At 38.2% G+C, this 16,806-nt stretch carries 13 protein-coding genes; 8 read left to right on the top strand and 5 right to left on the bottom strand.

The window, feature by feature from the left end; translation table 11 throughout:
- The first annotated feature begins 76 nt into the window (after nt 1–76).
- The 7 genes from porQ to RMO03_RS01430 all read left to right on the top strand — a co-directional run bounded on the left by porQ (nt 77) and on the right by RMO03_RS01430 (nt 11,431).
- Nucleotides 77–1,102, top strand: a complete 1,026-nt coding sequence (porQ, locus tag RMO03_RS01460) for a type IX secretion system protein PorQ (protein WP_309640301.1) — start codon at nt 77–79, stop codon at nt 1,100–1,102.
- Between the two features lie 72 nt (nt 1,103–1,174).
- Nucleotides 1,175–1,867 carry a (d)CMP kinase gene (gene cmk / locus RMO03_RS01455; protein ID WP_309640300.1) on the top strand — a complete coding sequence of 231 codons (693 nt, stop codon included), beginning with the start codon at nt 1,175–1,177 and terminating at the stop codon, nt 1,865–1,867.
- 70 nt (nt 1,868–1,937) lie between these two features.
- Nucleotides 1,938–3,191 (top strand): nucleoside permease, encoded by a 1,254-nt coding sequence (locus RMO03_RS01450; protein ID WP_309640299.1) that lies wholly within the window; start codon nt 1,938–1,940, stop codon nt 3,189–3,191.
- Nucleotides 3,192–3,281: 90 nt separating this feature from the next.
- Nucleotides 3,282–3,722, top strand: a complete 441-nt coding sequence (locus RMO03_RS01445) for a VOC family protein (protein WP_309640298.1) — start codon at nt 3,282–3,284, stop codon at nt 3,720–3,722.
- 416 nt (nt 3,723–4,138) lie between these two features.
- Nucleotides 4,139–5,917, top strand: a complete 1,779-nt coding sequence (rpsA, locus tag RMO03_RS01440) for a 30S ribosomal protein S1 (protein ID WP_309640297.1) — start codon at nt 4,139–4,141, stop codon at nt 5,915–5,917.
- 111 nt (nt 5,918–6,028) lie between these two features.
- Nucleotides 6,029–8,764, top strand: a complete 2,736-nt coding sequence (locus tag RMO03_RS01435) for a T9SS type A sorting domain-containing protein (RefSeq protein WP_309640296.1) — start codon at nt 6,029–6,031, stop codon at nt 8,762–8,764.
- 153 nt (nt 8,765–8,917) lie between these two features.
- A complete protein-coding gene (locus RMO03_RS01430; protein ID WP_309640295.1) occupies nt 8,918–11,431 on the top strand; it encodes a T9SS type A sorting domain-containing protein in 2,514 nt (837 codons plus the stop codon).
- On the opposite strand, the gene purB is transcribed toward RMO03_RS01430, so the two are convergent.
- The 3 genes from purB to RMO03_RS01415 all read right to left on the bottom strand — a co-directional run bounded on the left by purB (nt 11,428) and on the right by RMO03_RS01415 (nt 14,360).
- Entirely contained in the window at nt 11,428–12,774 is a 1,347-nt protein-coding gene (purB, locus tag RMO03_RS01425; protein WP_309640294.1) for an adenylosuccinate lyase, read from the bottom strand. The genes RMO03_RS01430 and purB overlap by 4 nt on opposite strands.
- A gap of 274 nt (nt 12,775–13,048) precedes the next feature.
- On the bottom strand, nt 13,049–13,618 hold the full coding sequence (locus RMO03_RS01420) for a hypothetical protein (RefSeq protein WP_309640293.1): 570 nt from the start codon (nt 13,616–13,618) through the stop codon (nt 13,049–13,051).
- Between the two features lie 49 nt (nt 13,619–13,667).
- A complete protein-coding gene (locus tag RMO03_RS01415; protein WP_309640292.1) occupies nt 13,668–14,360 on the bottom strand; it encodes an NAD-dependent deacylase in 693 nt (230 codons plus the stop codon).
- 210 nt (nt 14,361–14,570) lie between these two features.
- On the opposite strand from RMO03_RS01415, the gene RMO03_RS01410 reads away from it, so the two are divergent.
- On the top strand, nt 14,571–15,230 hold the full coding sequence (locus RMO03_RS01410; protein WP_309640291.1) for an RNA methyltransferase: 660 nt from the start codon (nt 14,571–14,573) through the stop codon (nt 15,228–15,230).
- A 175-nt stretch (nt 15,231–15,405) separates the two neighbouring features.
- On the opposite strand, the gene RMO03_RS01405 is transcribed toward RMO03_RS01410, so the two are convergent.
- Nucleotides 15,406–16,167, bottom strand: coding sequence for an SDR family oxidoreductase (locus RMO03_RS01405; protein WP_309640290.1), 762 nt, complete (start codon nt 16,165–16,167; stop codon nt 15,406–15,408).
- A 43-nt stretch (nt 16,168–16,210) separates the two neighbouring features.
- Nucleotides 16,211–16,648 carry an AraC family transcriptional regulator gene (locus tag RMO03_RS01400; RefSeq protein WP_309640289.1) on the bottom strand — a complete coding sequence of 146 codons (438 nt, stop codon included), beginning with the start codon at nt 16,646–16,648 and terminating at the stop codon, nt 16,211–16,213.
- Between the last annotated feature and the right edge of the window lie 158 nt (nt 16,649–16,806).

Genomic DNA, 16,806 nt, shown 5'->3' with positions numbered 1-16,806 from the left:
ATTTAATGAGCCGTTTTTTTATTAAAAATAATATCTTCGCATTTGCGTTATACATTCAGAAATAGCGATTGCCAACATGATTCGACCATTCTTTTATTTTGCTTTTTTTTTGTGTAGCACTTTTGCATACTGTCAAGTAGGAGGCCAGTCGGTATACCAATTTTTGAATTTAGTCACTTCGCCAAGACAATCCGCTTTGGGTGGAAAAATCTTGACGATATACGACCAGGATGTCAATCAAGCGCATTTCAATCCTGCGACGATTAATCCCGAAATGGACAATCATATGTCGCTGAATTATGGAAGTTACTTTGGTGAAGTTACTTATGGTACCGCTGCATATGCCTACACTTATGACCGACACTTGCAGACTTTTTTCGCCGGAATCAACTATGTGAATTACGGAAAATTTGACGGTTATGACGAAAACGGAACGCCAACATCGAGCTTTACAGGAAGCGATATTGCATTGTCTGCGGGTTATGCTTATACGATTCCTGAAACCAATGTGCATGTTGGTGCTAATGCCAAACTGATCAATTCCGTTTTAGAAAGGTATAATTCTTTTGGTGGTGCAATCGATTTGGGTATGATTTATATCGATGAAAATAACGCGATTAATTATGCTTTTGTAATCCGAAACATAGGAACGCAGTTTACCACTTATGCCGGAACTCAAGAAAAATTACCGATGGAAGTGATGGCCGGAATTTCACAGCAAATTGAAAATGTGCCGATTCGTTGGCATCTTACGTTGGAAAATCTTCAACAATGGAATGTCAGTTTTTCAAATCCTGCTCGCGCTGAGAATTCTATTGATGGCAGTTCAACACCCGAAAAAACGTCCTTTTTCAATAATGCTTTGCGTCATGTTATTTTTGGAGCGGAATTGTTTCCCGATCGTGGATTCAATCTTCGTGTCGGATACAATTTCAGAAGAGGCGAAGAACTCCGTTTGTTAGAACAAAGAAATTTCTCTGGAATTTCATTAGGATTCGGATTGAAAATGGGCCGCCTCAAATTTGATTATTCGTATTCTCGATATACTTTGGCAGCCAATACGAGTTTGTTTGGATTGACGATTAATTTCCAAGAACAGTAGCAGGAATTATAAATTAAAAATTACGAATTACCAATTAAGCTTTGTGACTTAACGCCTTCTTGGCATTACCATATGAAAAAAATCACCATTGCCATCGACGGTTATTCTTCCACAGGGAAAAGTACTTTAGCCAAACAACTGGCCAAGCATTTGGGTTATGTGTATGTGGACACCGGTGCGATGTATCGTGCAGTGACTTACTTTGCGATGCAAAACGGTTACATCAATGCCGAATCTTTCGATAAAGAAAGTTTGATCAATGGGTTGCCATTCATTCAACTTGAATTTCATTTCAATGCCGATTTGGGTTTTGCAGAAATGTATCTCAATGGAACCAATGTCGAATCAGAAATCCGAACGATTGAAGTTTCAAACTTCGTCAGTAAAATTGCTGAGGTTTCAGAAGTGCGTTCGAAATTGGTCGAGCAGCAACAACAAATGGGCAAAGGCAAAGGCATCGTCATGGATGGCCGCGATATCGGAACTGTCGTTTTTCCAAAAGCGGAACTCAAGATATTTATGACGGCAAGTCCCGAAACCAGAGCGCAACGTCGTTTTGATGAACTGCAAAGCAAAGGGCAAAATGTGCCGTATGAAGCTGTACTCAAAAATGTGCAAGAGCGCGATTACATCGATACGCATCGCGATGATTCTCCTTTGGTGATTGCCGATGACGCCATTGAAATCGACAATTCCTACTTAACTCGTGAAGAACAATTTGAAGCGGTTTTAGCCTTGGTTGAAGACGTGACGAAAACGATGTAAGTTTTTTGCTTTTGTCATTTTTAATGTTAGATTTACATTCTATTTACATTAAAAACCAAAACAAAAAATGATGAGTATCAAGTTCAAATTGACAATAATGAGTTTCCTCCAATTCTTCGTTTGGGGTGCATGGTTAATCACAGTAGCCAATTATTGGTTCGGTACCAAACAATGGAGCGGTGCGGAATTCGGAGCGATTTTTTCCACTTTAGGTTTGTCTTCGATCATTATGCCGGCTCTCACGGGTATTATCGCTGATAAATGGATGAATGCTGAAAAACTATACGGAATTCTTCATATACTTAGTGGTTGTGCTTTGCTTTATATTCCACAGGTTGATAATCCTACGACTTTTTATTATGTCATTTTTGCGGCGATGATTTGTTATATGCCGACGATTTCTTTATCGAATTCGGTGGCGTATACGATTTTGAAAAACAACAAATTCGATGTAGTGAAAGTGTTTCCGCCAATTCGTGTTTGGGGAACGGTTGGTTTCATCGTAGCCATGTGGATTACGAATTTATCAGGCAATAAAGCTTCAGCGAATATGTTCTATTTCTCAGCGATTGCCGCTTTTGTTTTAGGAATTTATTCATTCACCTTACCGAAATGTCCGCCACAAAAACTAATTTCTGATGACGCTTCATTGACAGAAAAATTAGGCTTGACGGCTTTCAAACTTTTTGGAACTTATAAAATGGCTTTGTTCTTTTTGTTCTCGATGTTTTTGGGTGCCGCTTTACAACTGACCAATATGTATGGCGATGTGTATTTGTCTGAATTTGCCAAAGTTCCTCAATATGCCGATTCGTTTGTGGTGAAATATTCTACGATTATCATGTCGATTTCTCAGATTTCAGAGACGTTATTCATTCTAGCGATTCCGTTTTTCTTAAAGCGATTTGGCATTAAGCAAGTGATGTTGATTTCGATGTTGGCTTGGGTTTTACGTTTCGGTTTGTTTGCTTTTGGAAATCCGGTCGATGGTTTGTGGATGATTATCATGTCGTGTATTGTTTACGGAATGGCGTTCGATTTCTTCAATATTTCAGGTTCATTATTTGTGGAAACTACCACCGATTCTAAAATTCGTTCTTCTGCGCAAGGCTTGTTTATGATGATGTCGAACGGATTCGGTGCATTCTTCGGCGGCTTGCTCAGCGGAATGATTATCGATACTTATTTCACGCATGACGGACAACGCGATTGGCACAACATCTGGCTGACCTTTGCTGCTTATGCTTTGGTGATTGCAGTTGCTTTCGCGGTATTGTTCAAGCACAAACACAATCCGAATGATGTGGGAAATGTAAGTCATTAGTATATCTTTTTTAAATGGATTGTAAGATTACAAGACAGATCCTATACAATCTTACAGTCTTAAAATCCTATAATCTTAAAATCTAAAAAAATGGCACAAGTAAATCCTTATCTAATTTTCAATGGAAATTGTGAAGCGGCATTCTTATTTTACCAATCAGTTTTCGGTGGTGAGTTTCCTTTTATCGGAAAATTCAAAGACATGCCGCCATCAGACGATCCGAATTGCCCGCCACCTTCGGCTGAAGAAGGCGAACGAATCATGCATGTTTCATTGATAATCGGCAACACGGTTCTCATGGGCAGTGACAGCACAAGTCAAAGTGGCGATGTTCCTGCTTTTGGTGGTAATTTCTCAGTTTCTATCAATACCGAAAGCACAGCGGAAGCGGATAAACTCTTTAACGGACTTTCTGCGGGTGGAAACGTTATCATGCCGATGGAAAAAACCTTTTGGGGTGCTTACTTTGGAATGTTTGCCGATAAGTTTGGTGTGCATTGGATGGTGAATTTTGATGAGGTTCAGAAATAAACTTTAAAATTATTTATGAAAACCCGATATGTGCGAATGTATCGGGTTTTTTAATGGACTGTAAGACTGTAAGATTTTAAGACACGGCATCTTATAATCTTACAGTCTTACAATCTTTTCGGTTGCCCTAGCCCCGATAGTAACGGAAATCCTTTTGCGACGGCGTTCGGCGCAAAAGATTGGGAGTGGATAGCGGGAAACAGCTTCTGATAAAAATATCGTTTTAAAACTTACTGCTTTTAACCAAAATTTCTCACCGTAAAAGTTTGCATTTCAAAAAAATAGCCTTACTTTTGCCCACCTTTTGGCGGAGAAGTGTTTCTAAAGGGAATTAACAAAAAAATCAAACAACTTCTGTTTTCTTATCCGCGCTAAGAAACTCAAAGTAAACAGAATACAAATTTTTATCAGAACATATGTCTGAATTATTAAAATCACAAACGGAATTTTTAGAGAATTTCAACTGGCACAATTTCCAAGAAGGAATTGACGCCGTAGACGAGAAAAACCTTCAAGAATTTGAAGCATTGGTATCGAAAACTTTTATCGATACGGATCAAGAAGAAGTAGTAGAAGGTGTTGTTGTCAGAATTACTGACCGTGACGTTATCGTTGACATCAACGCGAAATCGGAAGGTGTTATTTCTTTGAATGAGTTCCGTTACAATCCAAGCCTTAAAGTTGGAGACAAAGTAGAAGTATTGATTGATGTTCGTGAGGACAAAACAGGTCAATTGGTATTATCGCACAGAAAAGCAAGAACAATCAAATCATGGGATCGTGTTATCGCTGCTAATGAGACAGGTGAAATCGTAAACGGTTTCGTAAAATGCAGAACTAAAGGCGGTATGATCGTAGACGTTTTCGGAATCGAAGCGTTCTTACCAGGTTCACAAATTGATGTGAAACCAATCCGTGACTATGATGTTTACGTTAATAAAATGATGGAATTCAAAGTGGTGAAAATCAACCACGAATTCAAAAACGTTGTCGTATCGCACAAAGCGTTGATCGAAGCGGACATCGAAGTACAGAAAAAAGAAATCATCGGTCAATTGCAAAAAGGACAAGTATTGGAAGGTGTTGTTAAAAACATTACTTCTTATGGTGTGTTCATCGACTTAGGTGGTGTTGACGGATTGATCCACATTACTGATTTATCTTGGAGCAGAATCAACCATCCAAGTGAAGTATTGGAATTAGACCAAAAATTAAACGTGGTAATTCTTGATTTCGATGATGAGAAAACAAGAATCCAATTAGGATTAAAACAATTGAACGCTCACCCTTGGGATGCTCTTGATGCTAAATTGGCAGTAGGAGACAAAGTGAAAGGTAAAGTAGTAGTAATCGCTGATTACGGTGCTTTCATCGAAGTAGCTGAAGGTGTTGAAGGTTTGATTCACGTTTCTGAAATGTCATGGTCTACGCACTTGCGTTCGGCTCAAGATTTCGTAAAAGTGGGTGATGTTGTGGAAGCAGTAATCCTTACTTTAGATAGAGATGACCGTAAAATGTCATTAGGTATCAAACAATTGTCGCAAGATCCTTGGACTGATATTACAGCGAAATACCCAGTAGGTTCTAAACATACAGGTATCGTTCGTAACTTTACCAACTTCGGAATCTTCGTAGAATTGGAAGAAGGTATCGACGGATTGATTTACATCTCAGACTTATCTTGGACTAAGAAAATCAAACACCCATCTGAATTCGTAAACGTTGGTGAAAAACTAGACGTGGTTGTTTTAGAATTGGATGTTGAAGGCCGTAAATTGTCTTTAGGTCACAAACAAACGACTGCTAACCCTTGGGATCAGTATGAAGATTCTTTCGCTGTTGGAACCATCCACAACGGAACAATCTCTGAAATCGTTGACAAAGGTGCTACTGTAGAATTTGGTGATGATATCGTTGCTTTCATTCCAACACGTCACCTTGAAAAAGAAGACGGAAAGAAATTGAAAAAAGGCGAAGTAGCTGATTTCAAAGTAATCGAGTTCAACAAAGAATTCAAAAGAGTTGTAGCTTCACACACGGCAATCTTCCGTGAAGAAGAAGAGAAAAACGTGAAAGCGGTTGCTGAAACAGTTTCTAACAACAACAATAACAATGCACCTGCTGCAACGTTAGGAGATAACAATGATATCTTGGCTGATTTGAAAGCGAAGATGGAAAAGAAAGAGAAAAAATAATTTTTCTTCCTGAATAGTAAAAAGCCTCGTAGTGATACGGGGCTTTTTTTGTTGAAAATTACTGTGTATTAATTGTTTTTATATATTTACTACTAAGCTAAACCAAAACCAATGAAACAATTTTCCTGTTTAACCGGCTTCCTTTTTCTTTTTATGAGTGCGAATGCTCAGATTATTAATTTTCCGGATGCAAATTTTAAGGCGAAGTTAATTGCTCTAGGGCTTGATGCTAACAACAATCAAGAAATCGAGCAGAGTGAAGCTTCGGCTATAAATTATTTGGATATATCCAGTTCGAATATTTCTGATTTAACAGGAATTCAATATTTCACGAATGTGGGTACTTTCCTCTGCGGCGGCAATTATCTTCAAAGTATAGACGTGAGCGGTATGTCGAGTCTTGGATGGTTTTTCTGTGGCCAAAACCAACTTACAAATATTACATTTGGTAATTTAAGCAGCTTGACTAGAGTAGAATGTGCCTATAATCAGTTAGCAGCATTGAACTTAAGTGGTTTGCCGAATCTTCGTCAATTGGGTTGTAAAATAAACCAGCTGACGAATTTGGATGTGAGCATGTTGACTCATCTTGAAATTTTAGATTGTAGCCAAAATCAATTGACGAGTTTAAATGTAAGTGCATTGTCCAATCTTAAAGAACTTTATTGCAATGCAAACCAACAACTTACTTCCTTAAATGTAGGCGGGTTGCCGAATCTTCAGAAATTGCAATGTTATACCTGCAATTTGCAAAGTCTCAATGTGAATGGGTTAATAAATCTTATAGAATTGGGTTGTGACAGTAATCAACTTTCGAGTTTGGATATTACAGGTTTTTCAAATCTTCAAACACTATCTTGTGGAAACAACCTGCTTACAAGTTTAGACTTAACCGGACTGACTCAACTGATTAGCTTGAACTGTAATTATAATTTAATTCCAAGCTTAAACTTAACCGGATTAACGAATCTTGAATACTTGCACTGTGGGCAAAACCCACTTTCGGCATTAAGCGTAAATGGGTTGGTTAAACTTAAATTGATTGATTTTCAATCTTGTCAGATTTCGAGTTTCGATTTAACAGGATTAATTTTTTTAAATAATTTCAATTGTTGGAACAACCAAATTGCTACTTTAGATTTAAGTAATAAGCCCAATTTGAAAACCTTGATTTGTGATAACAATCCAATTTCAAATTTGCAGGTCAGTCTGTTGCCCAATCTTGAAACTTTATCATGCTCAGGTAATCTGCTAACTAATCTTGACGTAAATCAATGTACAAAGTTAGGAACTTTATATTGCAACAATAATAGTCAGTTAACCACCTTAATGGCTAAAAACGGTAAAGATGAAAGCTTTTTTACATTTTCAGGCAATCCGAATCTCGAATATATTTGCGCAGATGAAGGACAGGTCGCTTCCATTCAAAGTAAAATACTCACTTATGGCTATACCAGTTGTCATGTAAACAGTTATTGTAGTTTCACCCCTGGCGGAACTTTTTACACCATCAGTGGAAACGGTAGATATGACAGTGATAATAATGGTTGTAATGGATTGGATGTGAATTTTCCAAATTTAAAATTGTCATTCACAGATGGGGTAAATTCAGGTAGCCTAATTGCCGACCACACAGGGAGCTATCATTATGATGTACAGCAAGGAACACAGAATGTGACTGTTTCAGTAGAAAATCCGACATACTTTAATTTGCAACCCACTAACTTCTCTGTAAGCTTTCCGGGCGCTAGTCCATTCCTTCAGGATTTTTGCATTACAGCTAATGGAGTCTATAATGATTTAGAAATAGCCATGCTTCCAATTGACATTGCGAGACCAGGCTTCGATTCCAGATATAAAATCATTTACAAAAACAAAGGAACCCAAACACAATCCGGCACCATTAGTTTCGTATTTAATGATGCTGTTTTAGATTTCGTAAATGCAAATCCGCTAGTTGCTTCACAAGTTATCAATTCTCTCAATTGGAACTTTACCAATTTGCTGCCTTTTGAAATCAGAGAAATCACAGTAACTTTAAATATCAATTCTCCTTCGGAAGTACCGCCGGTTAATGGGGGAGATGGTTTAATTTTCACTACCACAATCAACAGTTCATTAACCGACGAAACACCAAACGATAATACTTTTGTACTCAACCAAACCGTTGTCAATTCCTTCGATCCGAATGACAAAACCTGTCTAGAAGGAAACGTCATAACACCCGAAATGATCGGAAAAGAAGTACATTATATGATTCGATTCGAAAATACCGGAACTGCTAATGCTGAAAATATTGTGGTTAAAGATATGATCGACACGGAAAAATTCGACATCAATTCTCTAATTCCAATCGATGGCAGTCATTCGTTTGTAACCAGAATTTCCAACACGATCAAAGTCGAATTCATCTTCGAAAACATCAACCTGCCTTTTGACGATGCAAACAATGATGGTTACGTAGCGTTTAAAATCAAAACCAAACCAAGCTTAGTTCTCGGTGATACATTCAGCAACACAGCAAGCATTTATTTTGATTATAACTTTCCAATTATTACCAATAATGCAACAACTACTGTTGCTCTTTTAGCCAACCAAGATTTTGCGTTTGAGCAGTATTTCAAAATCTACCCAAATCCCGTAAAAGACATTTTGAATATTGAAACAAAGAAAACTATTGAAGTGACTTCTGTCAATATCTACAATACTTTAGGACAATTGGTTTTGGTAATTCCAAACGCACAGCAGACAAAATCTATGGATGTTTCGAGTTTGAAAACCGGGAATTATTTGATGAAGATTAATTCAGACAAAGAAAGTTCGAGTGTGAAGTTCATCAAGTTATAATTTTAGTATTAAGTTTAAAGCCTCTTAGTAATACGGGTTTTTTTGTTTTATCGCATGCGAATTCTAAATCAAACACCTCGTATTCTAATTGGCGATGTAACGCATCGATTTTAATTCTTTAGCTTTATGTCAGCAAATTAAAATCACATCATCATGAAAAAAATATACGCTGCCTTGTTGGTCTTGATTTCCTTTACTTCTTATGGTCAGATTATTAATTTCCCCGATGCGAATTTTAAGGCGAAGTTGCTTCAGCCGGGTGGTCTTTATGATTACGAACTTGAAACTTCCATTATTATTGATGCTAATAATGATGGGGAAATTGAGGTGAGTGAAATACAGCCAGTTCGTTATTTGGATATTTCAAATTGCAATATTGCTGACCTTACTGGAATTTCCTATTTTACAAACCTAAAATGGTTGAATTGTAGCAATAATGTATTGCAAAATATTATGATTGGTAATGGTAATTCTTCATTGAAGGGTTTGAATTGTAGTAACAATTTACTGCAAACCATTTCGATTGATCATTCAATAACATTGAGAAGTTTTGGCGCTTCTCACAACCAGCTTACAAGTGGTTCGGTAGACATCTTATATGATCATTCTTATGATCCTTTCGAATATGAATATTTAACAACGATTGATTTAAGTTATAATAACTTGACCTCCTTTACAGCTGATGGTGGGGATTATACTTCTCTGAATTGCAGTTACAATCCATTGACAGCATTTGATTTGAATGGCTCTATTATTGAAGATCTCGTCTTAAACTTCACTTCCCTCACTTCAATAACAGGAACAGGGCAATTGAAGTATGCTAATTTCCAAAATAACCAATTCACTTTGTTGGATTTGACGAATATTTCATTTTATTGGCCAAACGGCGGTAGTATAATTTTTTTAGGGAATAACCCTGTTGATAAAGCGATTTTTGGTGCTTCCAGTCCAGGGAATCTTACGTATTCTTCGACAAATTCTTCTTTTGATCTTACAAATTTTAGGGGATTCAATTATTGTCGTTATCATTGGCAGGAACAAGAGATGGGAAATGTTAGGATTATTGATTGTCCGAACTTAAATTTTTTAAGTATGAAAAACGGACTTAATTATGGTAACATTAATTGTTTCGAGCAATGGTCACAAGAAGCATGGACGCAGAGTACATTGAGACTGAACATCACCAATTGCCCAAGCCTTTCTTTTATCTGTGTTGATGAAGGCGAACAAGATCATATTCAGGAAAAAATTAATGCACTGGGCTTGCAAAATCAGGTTCAAGTGAATTCTTACTGTTCGTTTGTTCCCGGCGGCACTTTTTATACCATTAACGGAAACAATAAATTCGACGCAAACAGTAATGGTTGTGACATGGCTGATGCTATAATTCCTAATTTTAAATTTTCGATAACTAGTGGCAACAGTACTGGTGTGATTGTATCTAATGATTTTGGAAATTATTCTATTCCTGTTCAATCCGGTACGCAAACGATAACACCCATATTAGAAAATGCGACTTATTTTAATGTTTCGCCAGCAACGCTATCGGTCACATTTCCGGCGGATGCTAGTCCATTTACTCAGAATTTCTGCATTACGGCAAACGAAGTTCATAACGATTTAGAAATGGCAATTATTCCGGTAAATACAGCGCGTCCGGGTTTCGATGCGAAGTACAAAATCACCTACAAAAACAAAGGAACACAACCGCAATCCGGCACCATCAGTTTTGTTTTTAATGATGCTGTTTTAGATTTAGTAACTTCTAATCCAACAGTTTCTTCACAAGTTGTTAATAATCTTAATTGGGATTTTTCCAATTTGCAACCTTTTGAAACCAGAGCAATTACAGTAACTTTAAATGCCAATTCTCCTATGGAAGTGCCATCGGTTAATGGTGGTGATATTCTAAATTTCACAGCTTCAATCAACAGTTCATTAACTGATGAAATAACAAACGACAATACTTTTGTACTCAATCAAACCGTTGTCAATTCCTTCGATCCGAATGACAAAACCTGTCTAGAAGGAAACGTCATAACGCCCGAAATGGTTGGAAAAGAAGTACATTATATGATTCGATTCGAAAATACAGGAACCGCCAACGCCGAAAATATCGTAGTAAAAGATATGATCGATACGGAGAAATTCGATATCGATTCTCTAATTCCAATCGATGGAAGCCATCCGTTTATAACCAGAATTTCCAATACCAACAAAGTCGAATTCATCTTCGAAAACATCAACCTGCCTTTTGACGATGCGAACAACGACGGTTATGTAGCGTTTAAAATCAAAACCAAACCAAGCTTAGTTCTCGGTGATACATTCAGCAACACAGCCAGTATTTATTTCGATTATAACTTTCCAATCATTACCAATAATGCAACAACTACTGTTGCGCTTTTAGCCAATCAGGATTTTGCGTTTGAGCAGTATTTTAAAATCTACCCAAATCCCGTAAAAGACATTTTGAATATTGAAACGAAGAAAACTATCGAAGTTACTTCTGTCAATATTTACAACACGTTAGGACAATTGGTTTTAGTAATTCCAAATGCGCAACAAACTAAATCAGTCGATGTTTCGAGTTTGAAAACCGGGAATTATTTGATGAAGATTAATTCGAATAAAGGAAGTTCGAGTGTGAAGTTTGTGAAAGATTAAATCCCCAAATAATTACTCGGACTAATCGCCAATAATTCCTTCTTAATCGCTTTAGAAACATCCAAAGTTCCGATGAAATCGTGAATCGCTTTCTTGTCGATGGTAGTATTGGTGCGCGTCAAACCTTTTAAAGCTTCATAAGGATTCGGATACCCTTCACGGCGTAAAATCGTTTGAATCGCTTCAGCGACAACCGCCCAATTTTTATCTAAATCTTCAGCAAATTTTGACTCGTTCAACAACAATTTATTCAATCCTTTCAATGTCGCTTCAAAAGCAATAATCGTATGACCGAAAGGCACACCAATATTTCTCAAAACGGTACTGTCGGTCAAATCGCGTTGCAATCTCGACAATGGTAATTTCGCAGAAAGATGCTCAAATATAGCATTCGCAATACCAAGATTTCCTTCCGAATTTTCAAAATCAATCGGATTGACTTTATGTGGCATAGCCGATGAACCAATTTCACCCGCTTTGATTTTCTGTTTGAAATAATCCATCGAAACATAAGTCCAAATATCGCGATCCAAATCAATGATGATCGTGTTGATGCGTTTCAAAGCATCGAAAAATGCCGCGAAATGATCGTAATGTTCAATCTGTGTCGTTGGAAAAGAATGGTGCAAACCTAAAGTTTCTTCCACAAACTTATTCCCAAACTGGCGCCAATCGATTTGCGGATAAGCCACATGATGCGCGTTGTAATTGCCCGTCGCACCACCAAATTTAGCAGCAAAAGGAACATTAAACAACAATCGCATTTGCTCCTCGAGGCGTTCTACGAAAACTTCAATTTCTTTTCCAAGTCGCGTAGGAGAAGCCGGTTGACCGTGCGTTCTGGCGAGCATCGGAATATCGCTCCAATCGTCAGCCAAATCTTTGAGTTTGCTCACTAAAGCAATCAGCGATTTGAGATAAATTTCCTGAAAAGCATCTTTAGTCGAAAGCGGAATCGCAGTATTATTAATGTCTTGCGAAGTCAATCCGAAATGAATGAATTCTTTGTATGGATCCAGTTTAAGTTTTGCAAACTTATTTTTGATGAAATATTCCACGGCTTTCACATCATGGTTGGTCGTTTTTTCCGTTTCCTTAATTTCGAGCGCGTCTTTGGTTGAGAAATCTTTATAGATTTTTCGCAAGCTTTCAAAAGTGGCAACAGGAACATCTTGGAGTTGTGGCAACGGCAATTCGCAAAGCGCAATAAAATATTCCACTTCCACCAAAACGCGGTATTTAATGAGTGCTTCTTCAGAAAAATAAGCAGAAAGCGATTCGGTTTTACTTCTGTATCGCCCGTCAATAGGAGAAACGGCGTTGAGTTCGTGTAGCGGATTCATGTCTGTAGTGTGTTGTTTTTGGAAAGCCCAAAGATAACGAGAATTATCGGGAATCGGATTTTAGATTTTCAAATTTTTAGGAGCTGATTGCTTCGCCTATTCGCTTTTAGGAGCTCGGGTCCCGCTATCATTCCAATCTTATCATTGCGAACGAAGTGAAGCAATCTGTTTGATGCTTACGACGCAATGCCAAGGATTTTCCCTTCTATCGGGGCTAGGGTACAAGCAAACAAGAACGCTTCGTTGCCAAATGCAGTTTAGGCTTGACTACGCTTTACCACAATTTGTTGGTGTACTTTTTAAACTTATTAAAATTGTAAGAAGTATAAACCTGAATCCTGATTGTATGCGGTCCTCTGCTATAATGCAATACAATTCTGGGCAACTGTAATTTTTCATCATAGTCATAAATGCATTCCTCACTTTTGGGCGCATTTTCCCTTCCAAGATTTTCATTTTTAAATTCGGCATTCATCCTGCACATCTTTTTTAGTTGCTCCAACATTGCTTTAGCAGGTTTGTAACTATCGAAGACCAAAGTCATATCAAGCTCGTACACACCATAATTTTCAAACAAATCTTTTTCATAAAGATATTTGATGTTGTATTGCCCTTTAATATTGCCTTTGGCTAATGGATGTGAACTAAATTTAATGATGTTTTTTTCATCATAAGGGTCAGCACCATAATCAAATGGGCGTGTAGACCTACTTTCAATTTTCTCAGGCTTATTCATAATGTCGTAACCAAAGAAAGCATAGGATACGAAATCTTTTATTTTTTCATTCTGCCCAAAGGAATAATGAGAGATTAAAAATACCAGTACGCAGATTGATGATTTCATATATAATCTGATGTCTTTAGCGTGAATTGCCCTGATTTTTTGTGTAAATCTATTTTAGTTTAGCAAGTTCTTTCGCCACAATCTTCATCCCATTAGAACCTGTAGTTGCAATCACTTTAAGATTATTAGGCGCATTCGAAATCGTTGCCGGATGTGGATCGATATAGTAAATTGGAATATTTTCTCTCGTATAATTGAGCAATCCAGCCGCTGGATAAACCTGTAAAGAAGTACCGATAACAATCAGAATCGCCGCTTTCTGCACTAGTGGAATGGCTTGTTCGAGTGCCGGAACCGGTTCGCCAAACCAAACAATGTGCGGCCGAAGTTGGTGCCCGTTTTGGTCAACATCACCCAGAATCAAATCATGCTCCCAATCGATAATGTGGTTCGTGTTTCTGACCGAGCGCACTTTGAATAATTCGCCATGTAGGTGTAGCACATTCGAACTTCCTGCTTGTTCGTGAAGGTTATCCACGTTTTGGGTGATGATGTGCACATCAAAATCACTTTCGAGTTCCGCTAAGATTTGATGCCCGAGATTGGGTTTTACTTCGTGCAATTGGCGTCGCCGTTGGTTGTAGAAATCGAGCACCAATTCGGGATTTTTTTGAAAACCTTGGGGTGTTGCAACATCCATAACGTTATGGCCTTCCCACAATCCGTCGCTGTCACGAAATGTTTTGATGCCGCTTTCTGCAGATATTCCGGCGCCAGATAAGATGACGAGTTTCTTTTTCATGGGATAAATATAAGGATTTTAGACACGCTACGCTTTGGATTGTTAGACACGGCTGCGCCTTTAGACATTATAATCTACACATGTATCCTGGGTAAATATCTAAAAGCCCGCAGGGCGAGTCTAAAGGCGCAGCCGTGTCTGTAGCGTAGCGTGTCTATGAGGCGCAGCCGTATCCAAAAAAAAAACTATTTTTGACAAAACTATATACGAATGACCGACCTTACTTACTTAGAATACCTCGAAGGTTTTTTGACCGACAACCGCAAAGCCAAATTTTTGAAAGTATTGGCGATGCGCACGAACCATTTTACCGTGGCGATAGAAGATGTTTTTCAATTGCACAATACGAGTGCAGTGATGCGCAGTTGTGAGGTTTTTGGTATTCAGCAACTCAATGTTGTGGAAGAGAAATTCGGCAAAAGCATCGATAAGGAAATTGCGATGGGTGCACAGAAATGGGTCGATGTGAATCGCTTTGAAAGCATCTCGGCTTGCATTGAAAACCTAAAAAGTAAGAACTACCAAATCATTGCGACGACACCCCATGAGAATGATTGCATGCTCGATGATTTTGATATTTCTAAACCTTGCGCTTTATTTTTCGGAACAGAGCGTGATGGTCTTTCAGAAGCTGTGCTACAAGAAGCCGATGGTTTTTTGAAAATCCCGATGGTGGGTTTTACCGAAAGTTTGAATATTTCGGTTTCTGCTGCGATTATCATTCAGAATTTGATGAGCCGATTGCACCAATCGGATATTGCTTGGTCATTGACTGAAGACGAAATGTTAGAAAAGCGCCTCGAATGGGCTCGAAGTTCTATTAAGGATATTAAACGTATTGAGGCGCGGTATTTTCAGGAAAGTCGCTGACCCGAGCAAGTATTACGATGCGAATTGTATGGAGCGCAGCGTAATAAGTAGCTGAGTGCCTGAGTTTCTGAGTTCTCCTAATAAAAGTTTGAAGCCTGAATTTTTAATGAAAAATTCAGGCTTCTATATATCTGATAGCTAGCTCAGTAACTCAGGCACTCAGCAACTCAGTAACTCATATGTTAATTCCACCCGAAACTTCAACGCGTTGACCATTAATCCATTTGGCGTCATCGGTGCACAGAAAAGCAACTACGCTTCCGATATCATCGGCATTTCCGACACGACCTAACGGACTTAAACCCGAAAGAAATGTTTTCATCTGTGGATTGTTGCGAATTGTAGCGCCATTAAAATCGGTTTCTATTGGTCCGGGTGCCACAATATTGCAACGAATGCCACGATGTCCGTATTCTTTAGCGACGTATTTTGTCAATACTTCAACCGCACCTTTCAAAGAAGAATAAACGGAATAACCCGGTACGCAAAACCTTGTTGTTCCAGATGAAATAAAAATCACGCCGCCATTATCGTTGATGTGATTTAAAGATTTTTGGGTTAGGAAATAAACCCCTTTGTAATGGATGTTCATCAAGTTATCGAAAACTTCTTCCGTAACATCTGCCATTGGAATCGTCGCTCCAACACCAGCATTGTTGATGAGGAAATCGAATTTGTTGGTGTTCCAGTTTTCTTGAAGTGTATTTAAAACTTGATTTAAAAAACTTGGATACGAACTGATTGCGCCTACATCAAAAGGTAAGGCTACTGCTTTTTGCCCGTTGGCTTTGATGGTGGCTACGACTTCATCGGCTGCCGCTTTGTTGGCGTTGTAAGTCAGAATAACATCGATGTTTTTTTTGGAAAGTGCTAGTGCCATGTCTTTCCCTAGTCCACGACTGCCACCTGTGACTAATGCAATTTTATTTTGTGTCATTTTATTTTGATTAAATTAATGACGCAAAGTTATGACCGTTATGCTATTCTATTATGGTGAGAGCTTCAGTTTTTTTGGTGAGTACTTCCGATTTTTCGAGCCTTTGTTGGTTTAAGAAATCTTCGCGGTATTGCTTTGGCGTAGTATGGGCGAATTTTTTGAAAAACTTGGTAAAGTTGGATGGATCGTAAGTTAATCTTGCCGCTATGTTGCTGATGCTTTCTTCGTTTTTTTCGAGCATCGTTTTCGCAATCTCAAGTATTTTGTTTTCGAAGTAAAAACACGGATGGTTTCCGGTGGTGAGTTTAATGGTATTGCTTAAATGCGTGGGATGGATGTGCATGGCATCAGCGATATTGCGGATTTCGAACATTTTGGTGGAGCGACCTTCTACGATATCCAATAGATGTTTGTCGAGTTGGTTTAAATAATCAGAAGTAATTTCGTGTTGTCGGGCGCGAATTGCTGTTGGGATTTCCATGTTTTTGAGAAAGTTACTGAGTTGCTGAATTACTGAGTCGTAAAGTTAGTTAGTTTTGTATTCGGATTGTGAATTGATATCGATTGCCCTAGCCCCGATAGAAGGGAAAATCCTTGTCATTGGGAGATTGCCGCGCAAGCTCCCAATGACAAGATTGG

The sequence above is a fragment of the Flavobacterium sp. genome (assembly GCF_031411595.1).
Lineage (GTDB): Bacteria > Bacteroidota > Bacteroidia > Flavobacteriales > Flavobacteriaceae > Flavobacterium.
This window is presented reverse-complemented; position numbering and strand designations above follow the sequence as displayed.

Coding starts and splice junctions, on each gene's coding strand:
- purB (WP_309640294.1), bottom strand. CDS start 12,774: ATGAATCCGCTACACGAACTCAACGCCGTTTCTCCTATTGACGGGCGA.
- rpsA (WP_309640297.1), top strand. CDS start 4,139: ATGTCTGAATTATTAAAATCACAAACGGAATTTTTAGAGAATTTCAAC.
- RMO03_RS01430 (WP_309640295.1), top strand. CDS start 8,918: ATGAAAAAAATATACGCTGCCTTGTTGGTCTTGATTTCCTTTACTTCT.
- porQ (WP_309640301.1), top strand. CDS start 77: ATGATTCGACCATTCTTTTATTTTGCTTTTTTTTTGTGTAGCACTTTT.
- cmk (WP_309640300.1), top strand. CDS start 1,175: ATGAAAAAAATCACCATTGCCATCGACGGTTATTCTTCCACAGGGAAA.
- RMO03_RS01435 (WP_309640296.1), top strand. CDS start 6,029: ATGAAACAATTTTCCTGTTTAACCGGCTTCCTTTTTCTTTTTATGAGT.
- RMO03_RS01420 (WP_309640293.1), bottom strand. CDS start 13,618: ATGAAATCATCAATCTGCGTACTGGTATTTTTAATCTCTCATTATTCC.
- RMO03_RS01415 (WP_309640292.1), bottom strand. CDS start 14,360: ATGAAAAAGAAACTCGTCATCTTATCTGGCGCCGGAATATCTGCAGAA.
- RMO03_RS01410 (WP_309640291.1), top strand. CDS start 14,571: ATGACCGACCTTACTTACTTAGAATACCTCGAAGGTTTTTTGACCGAC.
- RMO03_RS01400 (WP_309640289.1), bottom strand. CDS start 16,648: ATGGAAATCCCAACAGCAATTCGCGCCCGACAACACGAAATTACTTCT.
- RMO03_RS01450 (WP_309640299.1), top strand. CDS start 1,938: ATGAGTATCAAGTTCAAATTGACAATAATGAGTTTCCTCCAATTCTTC.
- RMO03_RS01445 (WP_309640298.1), top strand. CDS start 3,282: ATGGCACAAGTAAATCCTTATCTAATTTTCAATGGAAATTGTGAAGCG.
- RMO03_RS01405 (WP_309640290.1), bottom strand. CDS start 16,167: ATGACACAAAATAAAATTGCATTAGTCACAGGTGGCAGTCGTGGACTA.